Below are 14988 nucleotides of genomic sequence, written 5' to 3'. Positions count from 1 at the left end.
CGGTTGACGGACGGCAGCGATCAACCGGGGCCACCGGCGATCATCGCCGACCGGTCGATTCGCCGCCGGGTCACCCCGACGACCCTTGAGGGGTACGAGGCCAGCGGCGGGAGGCGGCACGATGTCGGTCATCGAGGTGACCCACCTGAGGAAGCGGTACGGCGATCTGGTGGCCGTGGAGGACGTGTCGTTCGCGGTGGAGCCCGGGGAGATCTTCGGCGTGCTCGGCCCGAACGGCGCCGGCAAGACCACCACCGTGGAATGTGTCGCCGGGCTGCGTGTCCCGGACGGGGGCGAGGTGTCGGTCCTCGGGCTCGACCCTCGCCGGGACGCGGCCCAGCTACGCCAGCGGGTCGGGGTGCAACTCCAGGAGAGTCAGCTGCCGGACCGGCTGCGGGTGGCGGAGGCACTGGAGTTGTACGCGTCGTTCTATCGCAACCCGGCCGACCCTTCCGTTCTGATCGACAAGCTGGGTCTCGGCGAGAAGCGGGACACCGCGTACAAGAAGCTCTCCGGTGGTCAGAAGCAGCGCCTCTCCATCGCGCTGGCCCTGGTGGGCAATCCGGAGATCGCCATCCTCGACGAGCTGACCACCGGGCTGGACCCGCAGGCCCGCCGGGACACCTGGGGCCTCATCGAACAGGTCCGCGACAGTGGGGTGACGATCGTGCTGGTCACCCACTTCATGGAGGAGGCCGAGCGGCTCTGCGACCGGGTCGCGGTGATCGACCGGGGCCGGGTCGTCGCGCTGGACAGCCCGGCGGGCCTGGTGTCGACGGTGGCGCCGGAGCAGCGGATCCGGTTCCGGCCGTCGGTCCCGGTCGACGACCGGCTCCTCACCGACCTGCCCGAGGTCTCCGCCGTGCAGCGCACCGGCAGCCAGGTGGTGGTGACCGGCACCGGGGAGTTGCTGCACGCGGTCACCTCGGTGCTCGCCCGTCACCAGATCGCCGCCGCGGACCTGCGGTTGGAGCGGTCCACCCTGGACGACGCCTTCGTGGAGCTGACCGGGCACCGGTCCACCAACTGAGAAGGGAGCCACCATGCACGCCTTTCGCCAGATCCTGAGGATCGAGGCGCGGCTCTACCTACGGGATCTGCCGACGCTGCTCACCACCGTCGGGCTGCCCACCCTGATCCTGACGGTGTTGGGGCTGATCCCGGCGCTCCGCGAGCCGGATCCGAACTTCGACGGGCAGACCTTCGTCAGCTACTTCGCGCCATCGCTGCTGGTGGTCACCCTCGCCATGGTGGGGGTGAACACCCTGCCCGCCGTGTTGGCCACCTATCGGGAACGCGGGGTGCTGCGCCGGCTGGCGACCACTCCGGCGCACCCGGCGGCTCTGCTCGCCGCCCAACTGGTGCTGGCCCTCGCCGGGATCCTGGCCAGCGCGCTGCTTCTCATCGTCGTCGCCCGGTTGGCCTTCGGGGTGCCGCTGCCCCGGCACCCGCTCGGCTTCGCGCTGGCGTTCGTGCTCGGTGCGGCGGCGCTGCTGGCTCTCGGCCTGCTGGTCGCCGCCGTGGCCCGGACGACGAAGGCGGCCCAGGCCCTGGCCGTGCCGCTGTTCCTGGTCACCATGTTCTTCGGCGGCGTCTATCTCCCCCGCTTCCTGCTCCCGGACGTCGTGGCGCGGATCGGCGACTACACGCCGCCCGGTGTGCAGGCGCTCCTCGACGCCTGGACCGGCACGCCGCCGCAGCCGCTGCACCTGGGGATAATGGCGGTGATCGCCGTGGCGGCCGGGGCCGGTGCGGCGAAACTGTTCCGCTGGGAGTGAGCGGTGTTGTGATGACCTGCAACGATGGGCACGACCGTCTGACCAGTTGGCGAGAGCGCGAGGCGAGCCTCTATCGGGTGTTCCCCTTCGGCGGGCTGGCCCTGGGCACCCTGCTGGCCCTCGTCGCACCGGCACCTCATCATGTCGGGGCGCTGCCCACCCTCGCCGTCGCCGTGGCTGCCGGCTGCTGGGTCGCCTGGTTCGTCACCCTGCATCCCGGCTGGCAGGACCGGCGCAGGCTGATGGCGGTCTACTACGCCGGGCTGCTCACGTTCGCCGCCGCGCTGGTGGCAGCCAGCCCGTGGTACGGCTTCTTCGCCTGGATCGGCTACATCCACGCCTTTCCGGTGCTGCCCGGGCGCTGGCGGGTCGCGGGTGTGGTCACCACTGCCTCCCTGGTCGCCACGTCTCAGGGTGGGGGCCTGTCGGTGGTGGTGTCGCACCTGCCGCTCTGGCTGGTGCTGGTGCTCTTCAACCTGGTGGTGGCCGGCTCGGTGAGCTGGTTCGCGATGGTCGCCGAGCAGGAGGACGCCAAACGCAAGCGGTTGGTGGCGGAACTCGGCGAGGCCAACCACCAACTCACCGAGACGGCCCGGGAGAACGCCGGGCTGCACGCCCAACTGCTCACCCAGGCCCGGGAGGCCGGCGTGCTGGACGAGCGGCAACGGATGGCCCGGGAGATCCACGACACCCTGGCGCAGGGGTTGACCGGCATCATCACCCAGCTGGAGGCGGCCGAGCAGGGCCGCGACCGGTCCGCCGACTGGCGCCGGCACGTCGACAACGCGCTCGCCCTGGCCCGGGAGAGCCTCACCGAGGCCCGCCGCTCGGTGCAGGCGGTGCGCCCGGAACCGTTGGAGACGGCCCGGCTGCCGGACGCCCTGGTCGAGCTGGGCGGCCGCTGGTCGGCCCTCAACGGGGTACGGGCCGACGTGGCCACCACCGGCACGCCCCGTCCACTGCACCCGGAGGTCGAGGTGACCCTGCTGCGGGCCGCCCAGGAGGCGCTGTCAAACGTCGCTCGGCACGCCGCCGCGTCGCGGGTCGGGCTGACCCTGTCGTACATGGCGGACGTGGTCACGCTCGATGTCCGTGACGACGGGGCCGGCTTCGACATCACCGACCGGCCTGCGCCCCGCGAGCCGGGCGGCGGGTACGGGCTGACCGCCATGCGGCAGCGGGTGACCCGGGTCGGCGGCGAGTTGGCTGTCGAATCCGAGCCGGGCAGCGGCACCGCGATCTCGGCCTCCGTCCCCGCGCTGCCCGGAGGTGTCGGTTGACCGCCCCGGTACGACTGCTGATCGTCGACGACCACCCGGTCGTGCGGGACGGCCTGCGGGGGATGTTCACCGGCGACCCCGATTTCGAGGTGGTGGGCGAGGCCGCGGACGGCTCGCAGGCGTTGGCCCTGATCGGGACGCTGCGGCCGGACGTGGTGCTGATGGACCTACGGATGCCCGGGATGGACGGGGTGACCGCTATCGGCCGGCTGGCTCGTGCCGGGAGCACCGCCCGGGTGCTGGTGCTCACCACCTACGACACGGACGCGGACGTGCTGCCGGCGATCGAGGCCGGTGCGACCGGTTACCTGCTCAAGGACACCCCTCGGGACGACCTGGTGCGCGCGGTCCGGGCGGCGGCCCGTGGTGAGTCGGTGCTCGCGCCGAGCGTCGCCGGCCGGCTGATGGGTCGGCTGCGCGCTCCCGCCGAGGAGCCGCTCAGTCAACGGGAGTTGGAGGTGCTCACCCTGGTCGCCCGGGGTGCCTCCAACCGGGAGGCGGCGACCCGCCTGTTCATCAGCGAGGCCACCGTCAAGACCCACCTGCTGCACGTGTACGCCAAGCTCGGGGTCAACGACCGCGCTGCCGCGGTGGCCACCGCGTACGACCGGGGGTTGCTGACGCCCGGCGGGCGGTGAGCGGCACCGGGCAGGATGGGCGGGTGCGCGCGTCCCGGCTGATCTCGTTGCTGTTGTTGTTGCAGGCGCGCGGGTCGATGACCGCGAGCGAGCTGGCGCGGGAGTTGGAGGTCTCCGAGCGGACCGTCTACCGGGACGTGCTGGCGCTCTCCGCCGCCGGGGTGCCGGTCTACGCCGACCGGGGTCGGGCCGGCGGTTACCGGCTGCTCGGCGGCTACCGCACCCGACTGACCGGGCTGACCCGGGACGAGGCGGAGGCGCTCTTCCTCTCCGGGCTGCCCGGCCCGGCCGGGGACATGGGGCTCGCCGACGCGGTCGCGTCCGCCGAACTGAAGGTGCTCGCCGCCCTGCCGCCCGCCCTGCGCGACGCCCCGGCCCGCGCCGGGCAGCGGTTCCACCTGGACGTGCCGGGCTGGTTCCGGGAGACCCCACCGCCGCCGCGGCTGGCCGAACTGGCCCGGGCGGTCTGGCGCGACCGGGTGGTGGAGTTGCGCTACCGGCGCGGCGACCGGGAGGTGACCCGGCGGGTCCAGCCGTACGGGCTGGTCCTCAAGAGTGGGGTCTGGTATCTGGTCGGCCGGGTCGACGACGACACGCGCACCTATCGGGTGGACCGGGTCACCGGGGTCGAGGTGGGCGAGGAAAGCTTCGAGCGGGACGAGGGCTTCGACCTGGCCGGGCACTGGCGCGAGCAGGCCGGGTCGTTCCTGCGGACCATGCTGCGGGCCGAGGTCGCCGTCCGGCTGAGCCCCGCCGGCCAGCGCCAGCTCCGGCACCTGGTCGATGCCCCCAACGTGTACGACGAGGTGCTCGCCGCCGCCAGTGCGCCCGACGGACAGGGCTGGGTGGTGGCCCGGCTGCCGGTCGAGTCGGTCCCGGTGGCGTACCGCCAACTGCTGGGGCTCGGCCCCGAGGTCGAGGTGCTCGATCCACCCGAGTTGCGGCAGTTGTTGGCCGACGCGGCCGACCGCCTCGGCGCGCTCTACCGGTAGCCGGTGACATCCGCCGGCTTGCCCGCGTCGACCACCTCGGTGATGTACCGGAAGCCCTCCGGTTGGCTGCCGTCGAGGTCGGTGAAGCCGTACACCTTGGACAGCGCGCCGGCGTCGACGGACTCGCCGTTCCAGCGGGCCTTGTCCTCGTCGGCGGCGAGCGCGGCCACCGCCCGGCCGACGAAGGCCGGGGTCTCCGAGATGAGGAAGTTCGGGTCGGTGGCGGCGCCGTCACGCCAGTTCTCCTCGGTCACGCCGAAGTGCTCAAGCATCGCCTCGGAGCGGATCCAGCCGGGGGTGAGCGCCACCGCCGTGCAGCCGTGCGGCTTCAGCTCGTGCGCCTGACTGAAGGCGAGCCGGTTGACCGACACCTTGGCCAGGTCGTAGAAGACCGACAGCCGGTAGTTCTCGTCGTTGTACGCCTTGGTGCCGTCCCCCATCTCCACCACCAGACCGCCGGGCTTGCGGATCAGCAGCGGCAGGGCGAAGTGGCTGGTGATGATGTGCGTGTCGATGGCCAGCCGCAGGGTCCGGAAGCCAGCGTCCAGGGGCTGCTCCCAGACCGGCTTGTCCCAGGTGACCAACGGGTCGCCGCCCCAGATGTCGTTGACCAGCACGTCGAGTTGGCCCTGCTCGGCGTCGATCTGTGCGACGAGGTCGCGGACCTGCTCGGGCACCAGGTGGTCGACCTGGACGGCGATGCCCGTGCCTCCGGCCTCGGTGACCAGCTCGGCGGACTCCTCGATGGTCTCCGGCCGGTCCATCTCCGAGCGACCGGTGCGGCTGCTGCGACCGGTGGCGTACACGGTCGCGCCAGCGGCGCCGAGCTGGACGGCGATCTGCCGACCTGCGCCGCGGGTGGCACCGGCGACGAGCGCGATCTTTCCTGCGAGCGGTTGTGTCATACCTGCGAGGTTGTCAGCGATACCTGACAACGGGCGTCCGAATTCCCGGACCGCTCCGGCGAACTGCGCGGAGACCTTTCGCGACCGGTCCAGCCCGAGCCGTCTCAGTCCACCAGCCGGACGCGGACCCGGCGGTTGGCCCGGCCCTTGCTCTCCACCTTCACGACCTGCACCTTGCCGATCTGCGCGGTGGACGCGACGTGGGTGCCGCCGTCGGCCTGCACGTCCAACCCGACGATGTCGACGATCCGGACCTCCTGCTCATCCGGCGGAATGAGGTTGGACTGGGTACGGATGATGTCCGGCAGGGCCAGCGCCTCGGTGCGCGGCAGCACCCGGGTGGCGACCGAGCGGTCGGCGGCCACCTCGGCGTTGACCAGCTCCTCGATCCGGCTCTTGAAGTCCGGTGGCACCTCGGGGAGGTTGAAGTCCATCCGGGCCTCACCCGGCTCCATGGAGTTGCCGGTCACCAGCGCGCCGAAGTCGCGGAACACCACACCGCAGAGCACGTGCAGGCCCGAGTGGGTACGCATCAGCCGGGTGCGGCGCTCGTCCTCCAGCGCGCCGACGACCTCGGTGCCGACCGGAGGCAGCGGGTCACCCTCGGCGGGGATCAGGTACGGGTCGTCGCCCTTGCGGGTGCCGACGATCCGGGTCTGCACGCCCTGCCACAGCAGCACTCCGTGGTCCGGCGGTTGGCCGCCGCCGCCCGGGTAGAACGCGGAGCGGTCCAGCACGATGCCCTGCTCGGCGTCGGCGTGCAGGACCGTGCACGTCCACTCGCGCAGGGTCGGGTCGGCGAGGTCGAGCCGGTGCGTGCGGCCATGTTGTGTGACGCCCATGACAGGGCAGGTTACTCGTTCAGGAAGCCGGCGATGCGGTCCCGCAGGTCGGCGCGTTCCGTCCAGAGGACGCCGGGCCTGTCGTACACGTGCAGGGTGGCCTGGGGCAGCGCCGTGGCGAGCCGTTCGGCGACCTCGACCGGATGCAGGTCGTCGCCCGCGCAGCCGATGACAAGCGCCGGCGCGGTGACCGCCGCCAGGTCGCCGATCTGGCGCAGCGACGTCTGCTCCGCAAGCGTGGCCAGGCCCTCGGCCAGACCGTCGCGCAGCAGCTGGTCGAGCCGCTGCCGCAGGTACGCCCAGCCGGCCGGGGTGTTGCGCACCGCCGCGGGCAGCTCCAGCGCGACGACGTCGGCGACCGCCGAGGCCTCCCCGCTCTGCACCGCCGCCAGCAGATCCGTGATCCGTTCTTGGGCGACCGGCCCGCGCGGCTCGTCGAGCACCGCCGGCAGAAAGAAGACCAGCTTCTCGAAACGCTCCGGGCTCTCCGCGAGCAGCCGGCAGAGGGCACCAGCACCGAGGCTCGCCCCGAACGCCCGGCTGGCCCCGCCGAGGTCCGCGATCGCGCGCAGATCCCGGGCCAGGTCCAGGTAGTCCCACGACCCGTCCGGGGCGTCGGAACGGCCGTGCCCGCGGAACTGGAAGAACACCTTGCGGCCGGTCACGCCACTGCCGAACGGGCGGGTGGTGGCGATGCCGTTGCCCAGCCCGTGTGCGAACACGGTCACCGGATCACCGGTGCCGGTGACCAGGCGTTCCAGGCGTACGCCGTGCGGGGTGGCGACCAGGTCGGTCTCCGGCTCCGGCAGCGCCGGTCGGCCGGTACGCGGCCCACCCGGGCCGGGACCCCAGGTGCGGGGTCCACTGTCCGGTGGGGGTGGCCAGCGAAAACCTCTCACCAGAACCCTTTGCCGTCGCTCAGGTCGCGCAGACCGACCCGAACGTCGAGGAGATAGATCAGGCCGGCGGCGATCCCGATCAGACCGAAGAGGCTGATCGGGCCGAAGCCCAGCAGGGTCAGCACGAGGCAGACGGCGAGGATGGCGATCCAGCCGCCCTTCGGGAGGGTGCCAATGGCGGGGAAGGCGTCGGAGCGCTGGGTGATCGCGTGCACCAGAGCGACGCCCTGAACGATCAGCGCGAAGACGAGCAGGATCAGCTCGATCACGTAGCGGACTTCGAACGCGAAGATCGGCGCGGCGTTGGCCATGTCGGCAAGCTTATGTCGAGGACCCCGGCTACGTCCGACAAGGACGCCGCCGGGGTCGTCGACCTGACGAACTACTCGGCCGCCGGGCGGGTCCGCTTGGTGGCCCCGGGAAGCTTCGCCGACGGGGTCGCGGCCGGCTTGGCGGCCTTCGGCGCACGGGCGGCCTTCTTGGCGGCGGCCGGCTTGGCCTCGACGATCTCGGCCACGTCGGCCGGGGTCGGCACGTCGGCGGGGGTCGGCACGTCGGCGGGGGTCGGCACGTCGGCCGGGGTCGCGACCGGGGCGGCCGGGGTGGCGGTGACGGGCGTCACTGTCTCGGTCGCCTCGATGTCGGCGTTGACCGTCTCGGCGGCCTCCAGCACGCCGGCGCCGACCACCCGCTCGCCGCGGGCGACAAGCGCGCCGTACGCCGCGTAGGCCCGCTCCTGGGCGGCCTGCGCGCCCGCGAAGACCATGATGGCGTTGCGGGTCGCGGCAGCCCGCAGCTTGTCGAGGTCGGCGGCCTCGCGCAGTTTGGCCAACTCGGCCGACTCGCGGAGCTTGGCCAGGTCCAGGTCGCGCAGCGTCCCGGCGGTCTCGTTGGCGGTACGCAGCGTCTCGGTGGCCTTCTGCCGCAACTCGAAGCCGGTCAGCACGGCCCGGCCGCCCAGGTCGGCGACGACCCGGGTGCCGAGGACGCCCACCACGGCCGGCAGCTTGCGCAGCTGCTCGATGGCCAACTCACCGGCGCCAGCGGCGGCGTAGATCGGGGCGGGGATGCGGTTGGTCTTCGGCTCGCTCATGAGGTCTCCTCTTCGGCCACCGGGGCGGCCTCGCGGGCCGCCGGACCGGCGGCCTTCTTCTCGGGGGTGCTGGTGCTGCCCGGGGCGGGTGCGGTGCCCGCCTCGGTGACGGCGACCGACTCGAGCACGGCCTCGGTCGGGGTGCCGCCTGCGGTGGTGGGGCCGGTGGCGGCCAGGTTTGCCACGTCGGCGGGCTGGTCGGCGACGTCGGTCGGGGTGGTCGCTCCGGTCGCTCCGGTCGCTCCGGTGCCCGCAGCCTCGGCCAGCCGGGTGTTCTCCCGGCGGAACGTCTCGTAGATCTGGCTGAGCGACTGCTTCTGGGCCATCGTCAGGTCGGCGTCCACGGCGATGGCGGCCAGCACACCGTGGCCCTCCTTGTCGTCGAGCAGCCCGGCGCGCAGGTACATCGCGGGGGTGGAGACCCGCAGCGCGCTCGCCAGCTGCTGAAGCACCTCGGCGCTCGGCTTGCGCAGCCCGCGCTCGATCTGGCTCAGGTACGGGTTGCTGACCCCCGCCTGCTCGGCGAGCTGTCGCAGCGAGATCTTGGCGTTGCGCCGCAAATCACGGATGAACCCGCCGACGTCGGGAAGGTCCTTGGGTGTGGCCATGCCAGCGACGCTAACCAATCGCGCTAGCTCTTGCAAGCAAAATGCTAGCCGTAGTTAGCAAGGTCTCAGCGTCCTGTTTGCGCGCCGCTACGCCGATCCGTACGGTCCGAGCGTGCACACGATCACAGTCAACGGAGCAAGCATCGCGTACGACGAGGCCGGCACCGGTTCGCCGGTCGTGCTGCTGCACGCCGGCATCGCCGACCGGCGGATGTGGCGGGGGCAGGTGCCCGCGCTCGCCACTCGGCACCGGGTGATCGTTCCGGACCTGCGCGGCTACGGAGACTCGGAGTTGCCCCCCACCCCGTTCACGCACCACGACGACGTGGCCGGGCTGCTGGACGCGCTCGACCTGCCCCGGGCCGCCCTGGTCGGCTGCTCCTTCGGCGGGTCGGTCGCCATCGACACCGCGCTGGCCCACCCCGACCGGGTGAGCGCGCTCGCGCTGTTCGACACCGCGGTCTCCGGCAACGAGTGGTCCGAGGAGGCGAACGACCTCTGGGACAGCCTGGTCGGAGAGGTGGACCCGGACGACTTCGTCGCCGGGGCGGCCGGCGAGGTGCGGTTCTGGGTGGTCGGCCCGGCCCGCCAGCCGGAGGACGTCGACCCGGAACTGCTCGCGTTCGCGCAGGAGATGGACCAGCGCGCCCTCGCCGCCGAGCTGGCGCTCGGCGCGGTCGAGGTGGGCGAGCTGACGCCACCGGCGATCGGTCGCCTCGGCGAGCTGAAGATCCCCGTCCTGGTCACCGCCGGCGCCGCGGACGTGCCGGACATCAGTCGACTCGCCGACCGGATCGCCGCCGAGGTCCCCGGCGCGGTACGACTGCCCGACGTGCCGGACGCCGGGCACCTGCTTCCGCTGGAGCGTCCGGAGCCGGTCAACGCCGCCCTGCTCGACTTCCTGAGGTAGCTAGCAGGACACGCGGCGAGCCACCCGACCGGTGGCGTTACCAGAGCGGGCGGACCGCGCCGACTGGAACGCCGCCGCCGAAGAGCGGCACCTGGGCGTACTCGGTCAGCACCGGGGCGTCCACGCCCAGCCGGCGCAGCGCGGAGACCAGCACCGGCATCCGGGCCCGGTCGGCGCCGTCGTCGATCTTCAGTGCGACGGCGCCGACGCCCGGCAGGGCCACCGCGATCACACCCTCGGCACCAATCTTGGCCAGCAGGCCCGGGACCCCACGCATGAGCCGGGTGTCGTCGGCCTGGGTGCCACCGACGATCTCCGGGTACGCGCGCATGGCGTCGGCCACGGCGCGGGGCACCGAGCCGGGCTCGGCGTCGACCAGCCGGAGGAACGCCCCGGCAAGGCCGGTCAGCGAGACGGCGAGCACCGGGGCGCCGCAGCCGTCCACGCCCACCGCCGCCGTCTGTTCCCCGGTGAACTCCTCGATGGCCGCCCGCAGCCGCTGCTGCAACGGGTGCTCCGGCCGCCAGTAGCCATCCCGCGGCCACCCGGCGGCCTCGCAGGTCAGCAGCATCCCGCTGTGCTTGCCGGAGCAGTTCATCTGCACCCGGGTGGGTCCGCCACCGGCGCGCAGCACGGCCTCCCGGGCCGCCGCGCCCGCCGGCAGGTCGGGTGGGCAGTGCAACGCTTCCGCGTCCAGCCCGGCGCGCTCCAGCAGCGCACCGACCCGGGCCAGGTGGAAGTCCTCACCCGCGTGGCTCGCCGACACCAGGGCCAGGTCGGCCGGGTCGGTCAACGACAGGCCGGCGCGAAGCATCCCGATCGCCTGCATCGGTTTGCTGGCCGAGCGGGGGAAGATCGGCGACGTCACGTCCCCGGCGGCGGCCACCGGCGCCCCGGTGCGGTCCAGCACCACCACCGAGCCGCGGTGCGCACCCTCCACGAACCCGGACCGGACCACCTCGGCGAGCGGCGCGCCGCCCTCGTACGTCTTCGTCACGCGCTGGACGGTACCGACGGTCCCGGGGTGCCCGTCGGCGGGGTGACCAGGTGGTCCTCCACCCGGGTGACAGGAGCGCGGGACAGACCCGGCCTTACAGCCCGAGCAGCTCGCGGGCCTCGGTGGTGGTCAGCGGCGGGCGCTGGGCGAGCTGGGCGAAACCCACCGCGCGGGCGACCAGTTGCATGTTGGACTCCACCGGACGCCCCTTCGCGTACGTCACGGTGTCTTCCATGCCGACCCGCAGGTGCCCGCCCGTCGACAGTGCGGCCAACAGCACTCCGAGGGTGCTGCGGCCGACGCCGGTGGCCGAGAAGGTGGTGCCCTCAGGCAGGTCGCGCAGCATCCGGTGGGCCGCGACAAGGGTCTCGGTGGTGCCCGGCATGCCGCCCGGCACGCCCATCACGAAGTCGACGTGCACGTGCCCGCCGGCCGGCAGCCCGTACTTGCCGAGCAGTCGCTGCAGCGCGGACAGGTGGCCCAGGTCGAAGATCTCGTACTCCGGCACGATCCCGCGCTCCTGCATCCGCGTGTGCAGGTCGACGATGAACTCCCAGCGGTTGAGGAAGACGTCGTCGCCGAAGTTGACAGTGCCCATGGTGCAGGAGGCCATGTCCGGCCGGGCGTCGAGCACGGCGAGCCGGGCCGCCTCCGGGTCGGTCACCGCGCCGCCCGAGGAGAGCTGCACGATCAGGTCGGTGCTGTCCCGCAGCGCCGCCACCGTGTCGGCCAGCCGCACCGGGTCGAGGGTCGGCCGGGCCTCGTCGTCGCGAATGTGGACGTGGATCACGGCCGCGCCGAGCGCCTCGCACTCCTTGGCGGTGAGCAGCAGCTCGTCGAGGGTTACCGGCAGCGCCGGCACCTCCGCCTTGGCCGACTCCGCGCCGGTCGGGGCCACCGTGATCAACGTCCCTGTCGTCATGCCGGCGATCCTAGACGCCCCGCTCAGGACGGGTCGATCGCCGCCGCCGTCTCCCCGATCCGCAGCGCGGCGTCGTCCGGGACGTTCCGCTTCAGCACCGCGAGGGCGACCTGCCCCAGCTCGTGGTGCAGCACGGCACTGCCGACGAAGCCGACCGCCCGGCCGTCGAGGGTCACCGGCGTACCGGCCGCCGGCGGCTGGTCGGTGGTCACCCCGTCCAGGTGCAGCAGGACGAGTCGACGCGGCGGTCGGCCCATGTTGTGCACCCGGGCCACCGTCTCCTGCCCCCGGTAACAACCCTTGTCGAGATGCACCGCCGGGCCGATCAGATCCACCTCCGCCGGAATGGTCCGGTGGTCGGTGTCCACTCCGACCCGGGGCTGCCGGGCGGCCACCCGGATCGCCTCGTACGCCCACAGCCCCGCGACCGGCACGCCGGCGCCGCGCAGTTCCGCCACCACCTGGTCCATCGCCGAGCGGGGCACCAGCAGGTCCACCCCGAGCAGGCCGCGCCGCGCCCAGCCGCCGATCGGCAGCGGTTTGACGTCGTACCGGATGCTCGCCCGCGGTGGCACGGCGCCGGCGGCGAACTTCGGACCCGGCACCGCGACCAGGTCCGGTGCGGCCAGCCCGGTCACGCCGAGTGTGGCCAGCGCCTCGGTCGCCGCCGGCCCGACCAGCGACAGCAACGCCCGTTCGGCGGTCGCGTCGCGCGGGTCGACCCGGCTGAAGAACCGCATCTTCTCCAGGTAGGTCAGGAGGCCCTCGGTCGCACCCGGCTCGGTGTCCAGCCAGGCGGTCTCGCCGTCCTCCGCGACAAGTGCGTGCTGCTCCACGTGGCCGTGCGGGGAGAGCACCAGCAGCTCGGTGCCCTCACCGGCGGCAAGCGTCGTCAGGTGCTGCGAGGTGATCGTGTGCAACCAGCCGGCGCGCTCCTCCCCGGGCACCGCGACGACCCCCCGGTGCGACCGGTCGACCAGGCCGACCTCGGTGTCGAGGGTGCGCTGCTCGCGCAGCGGGTCCCCGTAGTGCGCGGCCACTCCCCGCACCCCGGCCGCGACGTGCGCCGGATCCGGCTGGTCGCGGCTCGCCTCGTCGATGCTCTCGACGGCCACCGCACCCGCGATGTCGATCATTTGTTGTCCCCGTTCTCGCAGCGTACGCAGACGCCGAAGAGTGACACGTGCCCGATATCCACCCGGAACCCCCGCTGCGCGGCCAACTCGTCGGCGAGCGGCCGGAGCAGCCCCGGATCGATCTCGTCGATCGCCCCGCACTCCCGGCAGACCAGGTGGACGTGTTGGTGCTCACCGGCGGCGTGATAGGTCGGCGAGCCGTGCGACAGGTGCGTGTGGGTGACCAGGCCGAGCCGTTCCAGCAGCTCAAGCGTGCGATAGATGGTGGTGATGTTGACGCCGGCGGCGACCTCCCGGACGGCGGTGTGCACCTGCTCCGGGCTGGCGTGCCCCAGATCGAGCACCGCCTGGAGGACGAGCTGCCGCTGGGGCGTCAGACGCAGCCCACGGGCTCGCAGCATTTCCGCGAGGGAGGATTCGGACACCGTCCGATCATAGTTCGGCCACCGTGCCGGTCCGGGCACCGCGATCGACCGCCGCTACGCTCGATGGTCATGGTGATGTCCCCCGCCGGAGAGATCTGGGCCGATCCGACCGCGCGGACCGTCGTCCTCGGGCGCGGCCCGGTGCCGACCGGTGACCCGATGCTCCGCGGTGACGACCTCGGCGTACTGCACGGCGACGGCCTCTTCGAGACCATGCACCTGCGTCAGGGCCGGCCGTGGCTGCGCGACGAACACCTCGCCCGGCTGGTCGCCGGGGCCGCCGCCGTCGAACTGGCCGTGCCGCCCACCGCAGCGCTGATCGACCTGCTCGACGAGGTGTGTGCGGGCTGGCCAGCGGCTGTGGAGGGGGCACTGCGGTTGGTCTGCACCCGAGGCCCCGAGACCGGCGGCCCGCCCACGGTGTACGCCACACTGGCGCCCGTACCGGCGGCCTCCCGGGCCGCCCGGCGGACCGGAATCAGCGTGGCCACCCTGCCGCTGGGGATGCCCGCCGACGCCCGCAGCGCACTGAGCTGGCTGCCCGCCGGGATCAAATCGACGTCGTACGCGCTCAGCAGCGCCGCCCGCCGCTGGGCCCGCCGGACCGGCGTGGACGACGCGCTCTGGATCTCCTCCGACGGGTACGCCTTGGAGGGTCCCACCGCGAATGTGGTGTGGCTCACCGACGACACGCTCCGCACGGTGCCGGCCGCCACCACCGGCATCCTCGCCGGCACGACCGTGGCCTGGCTGCTCGCCCACGCCGCCGAGGTGGGCCTGCGCGCCGCCGAGCGGATGGTCACCCCCGCCGAACTGCACGCGGCGGACGGCGTGTGGTTCACCTCGTCGGTACGCGGGGCCGTCGAGGTCCACACGCTGGACGGGGTGCGTCGGGTCCGCTGCCCGCGCACCCCCGCCCTACAGGCTCTGCTGGGTTTTCCCGGCTAGTCAGCCACCGACTCGGACGAGCCGGGCGGAGAGGTGCGGGCTGAGCCCGTGCCCCACGGCGGCCAACTCCTGGGCGTAGAGCAACGCGCCCTCGACGATGCCGAAGAGTCGGTGCCCGCCGGTGACCTCCTTGGCGGTCGGAGTCCGGATCACCGCGTCGGTGGCGAACTCCACCTGGGTGCCGGTGCGCTTGCCCAGGTGCAGCTCCATGATCCCCGTCGGGGTGGTCAGCAGCGCCTCCAGCTCGTCGGTCGCCCGACCGTCCACCAGCACCGGCCGCCACCAGCCAACCTCACGGCCGGCCGGACGGACCGGCTTGCTCTGCTCGTCCAGGATCCAGGCACGGGACTCGTAGTGCAGGAACGGCCGGCCGTCGTGGCTGATCCGGATCTCCTGCGCGTAGTCGAAATCCTCGATGGTGGGGAAACCACCCTTGCCCCGGCCGCGCCAGAGGCCGATGTAGGGCAGCAGGCCATCCAACGCCGGGTGCAGCTTCGGCCCGACCCGCAGGTCGTGACTCTCCTCGAAGGGGTACTCCTCGACCGGCGGCGCGTTCAGCCACGGCGGCTGCAGCGGGTTCTCGTCGCTCACAGTGCCACCTTCGTTCGCGACTGC

General features: G+C 72.8%; 18 protein-coding genes. 7 read left to right on the top strand and 11 right to left on the bottom strand.

The features are described 5' to 3' along the window. The first annotated feature begins 121 nt into the window (after positions 1-121). From ACFYPM_RS06840 to ACFYPM_RS06820, 5 genes are read left to right on the top strand one after another with little or no spacing between them, the layout of a single operon-like run. Complete coding sequence (locus ACFYPM_RS06840) at positions 122-1030, top strand: ABC transporter ATP-binding protein (protein WP_387192010.1); 909 nt, start codon at positions 122-124, stop codon at positions 1028-1030. 13 nt (positions 1031-1043) lie between these two features. Then, a complete protein-coding gene (locus tag ACFYPM_RS06835; protein ID WP_387192008.1) occupies positions 1044-1778 on the top strand; it encodes an ABC transporter permease in 735 nt (244 codons plus the stop codon). Between the two features lie 11 nt (positions 1779-1789). Continuing rightward, positions 1790-3058, top strand: coding sequence for a sensor histidine kinase (locus ACFYPM_RS06830; RefSeq protein WP_387192006.1), 1269 nt, complete (start codon positions 1790-1792; stop codon positions 3056-3058). Continuing rightward, on the top strand, positions 3055-3696 hold the full coding sequence (locus ACFYPM_RS06825; protein ID WP_387192004.1) for a response regulator: 642 nt from the start codon (positions 3055-3057) through the stop codon (positions 3694-3696). The genes ACFYPM_RS06830 and ACFYPM_RS06825 overlap by 4 nt, the downstream gene beginning before the upstream one ends. A gap of 23 nt (positions 3697-3719) precedes the next feature. Next, entirely contained in the window at positions 3720-4688 is a 969-nt protein-coding gene (locus ACFYPM_RS06820) for a helix-turn-helix transcriptional regulator (protein ID WP_387192002.1), read from the top strand. Here ACFYPM_RS06820 and ACFYPM_RS06815 read toward each other — a convergent pair. The 6 genes from ACFYPM_RS06815 to ACFYPM_RS06790 form a co-directional block, all read right to left on the bottom strand. Continuing rightward, complete coding sequence (locus ACFYPM_RS06815; protein WP_387192000.1) at positions 4679-5593, bottom strand: SDR family oxidoreductase; 915 nt, start codon at positions 5591-5593, stop codon at positions 4679-4681. The genes ACFYPM_RS06820 and ACFYPM_RS06815 overlap by 10 nt on opposite strands. 104 nt (positions 5594-5697) lie before the next feature. Continuing rightward, entirely contained in the window at positions 5698-6435 is a 738-nt protein-coding gene (locus ACFYPM_RS06810; protein WP_238644360.1) for an alanyl-tRNA editing protein, read from the bottom strand. An 11-nt stretch (positions 6436-6446) separates the two neighbouring features. Then, the gene (locus ACFYPM_RS06805) at positions 6447-7334 is read right to left on the bottom strand and encodes an alpha/beta fold hydrolase (RefSeq protein ID WP_387191998.1); all 888 of its coding nucleotides are present in this window, start codon (positions 7332-7334) and stop codon (positions 6447-6449) included. Then, positions 7331-7645 carry a DUF2516 family protein gene (locus ACFYPM_RS06800; RefSeq protein WP_088950380.1) on the bottom strand — a complete coding sequence of 105 codons (315 nt, stop codon included), beginning with the start codon at positions 7643-7645 and terminating at the stop codon, positions 7331-7333. Before ACFYPM_RS06800 ends, ACFYPM_RS06805 begins: the two co-directional genes overlap by 4 nt. Before the next feature lie 71 nt (positions 7646-7716). Next, on the bottom strand, positions 7717-8427 hold the full coding sequence (locus ACFYPM_RS06795; protein WP_387191996.1) for a hypothetical protein: 711 nt from the start codon (positions 8425-8427) through the stop codon (positions 7717-7719). Continuing rightward, a complete protein-coding gene (locus ACFYPM_RS06790; protein ID WP_387191994.1) occupies positions 8424-9035 on the bottom strand; it encodes a helix-turn-helix domain-containing protein in 612 nt (203 codons plus the stop codon). Before ACFYPM_RS06790 ends, ACFYPM_RS06795 begins: the two co-directional genes overlap by 4 nt. 112 nt (positions 9036-9147) lie before the next feature. On the opposite strand from ACFYPM_RS06790, the gene ACFYPM_RS06785 reads away from it, so the two are divergent. Continuing rightward, positions 9148-9945: an alpha/beta fold hydrolase gene (locus tag ACFYPM_RS06785; RefSeq protein WP_387191992.1), complete on the top strand. Its 798-nt coding sequence runs from the start codon at positions 9148-9150 to the stop codon at positions 9943-9945. 37 nt (positions 9946-9982) lie between these two features. Here ACFYPM_RS06785 and ACFYPM_RS06780 read toward each other — a convergent pair whose 3' ends face one another. From ACFYPM_RS06780 to ACFYPM_RS06765, 4 genes are all read right to left on the bottom strand, one after another. After that, positions 9983-10942 (bottom strand): asparaginase, encoded by a 960-nt coding sequence (locus ACFYPM_RS06780; RefSeq protein ID WP_387191990.1) that lies wholly within the window; start codon positions 10940-10942, stop codon positions 9983-9985. Between the two features lie 94 nt (positions 10943-11036). Then, positions 11037-11864, bottom strand: coding sequence for a 3-keto-5-aminohexanoate cleavage protein (locus tag ACFYPM_RS06775; RefSeq protein ID WP_387191988.1), 828 nt, complete (start codon positions 11862-11864; stop codon positions 11037-11039). 23 nt (positions 11865-11887) lie between these two features. Further along, positions 11888-13000, bottom strand: coding sequence for a YgfZ/GcvT domain-containing protein (locus ACFYPM_RS06770; protein ID WP_387191986.1), 1113 nt, complete (start codon positions 12998-13000; stop codon positions 11888-11890). Next, the gene (locus ACFYPM_RS06765; RefSeq protein WP_357253782.1) at positions 12997-13425 is read right to left on the bottom strand and encodes a Fur family transcriptional regulator; all 429 of its coding nucleotides are present in this window, start codon (positions 13423-13425) and stop codon (positions 12997-12999) included. The genes ACFYPM_RS06770 and ACFYPM_RS06765 overlap by 4 nt, the downstream gene beginning before the upstream one ends. A 69-nt stretch (positions 13426-13494) precedes the next feature. On the opposite strand from ACFYPM_RS06765, the gene ACFYPM_RS06760 reads away from it, so the two are divergent. Beyond that, on the top strand, positions 13495-14373 hold the full coding sequence (locus ACFYPM_RS06760; protein WP_387191983.1) for an aminotransferase class IV: 879 nt from the start codon (positions 13495-13497) through the stop codon (positions 14371-14373). On the opposite strand, the gene ACFYPM_RS06755 is transcribed toward ACFYPM_RS06760, so the two are convergent. Then, complete coding sequence (locus ACFYPM_RS06755; protein WP_387191981.1) at positions 14374-14964, bottom strand: FABP family protein; 591 nt, start codon at positions 14962-14964, stop codon at positions 14374-14376. Positions 14965-14988 lie beyond the last annotated feature (24 nt).

This window comes from Micromonospora sp. NPDC005203, from assembly GCF_042872705.1.
Taxonomy (GTDB): domain Bacteria; phylum Actinomycetota; class Actinomycetes; order Mycobacteriales; family Micromonosporaceae; genus Micromonospora.
This window is presented reverse-complemented; position numbering and strand designations above follow the sequence as displayed.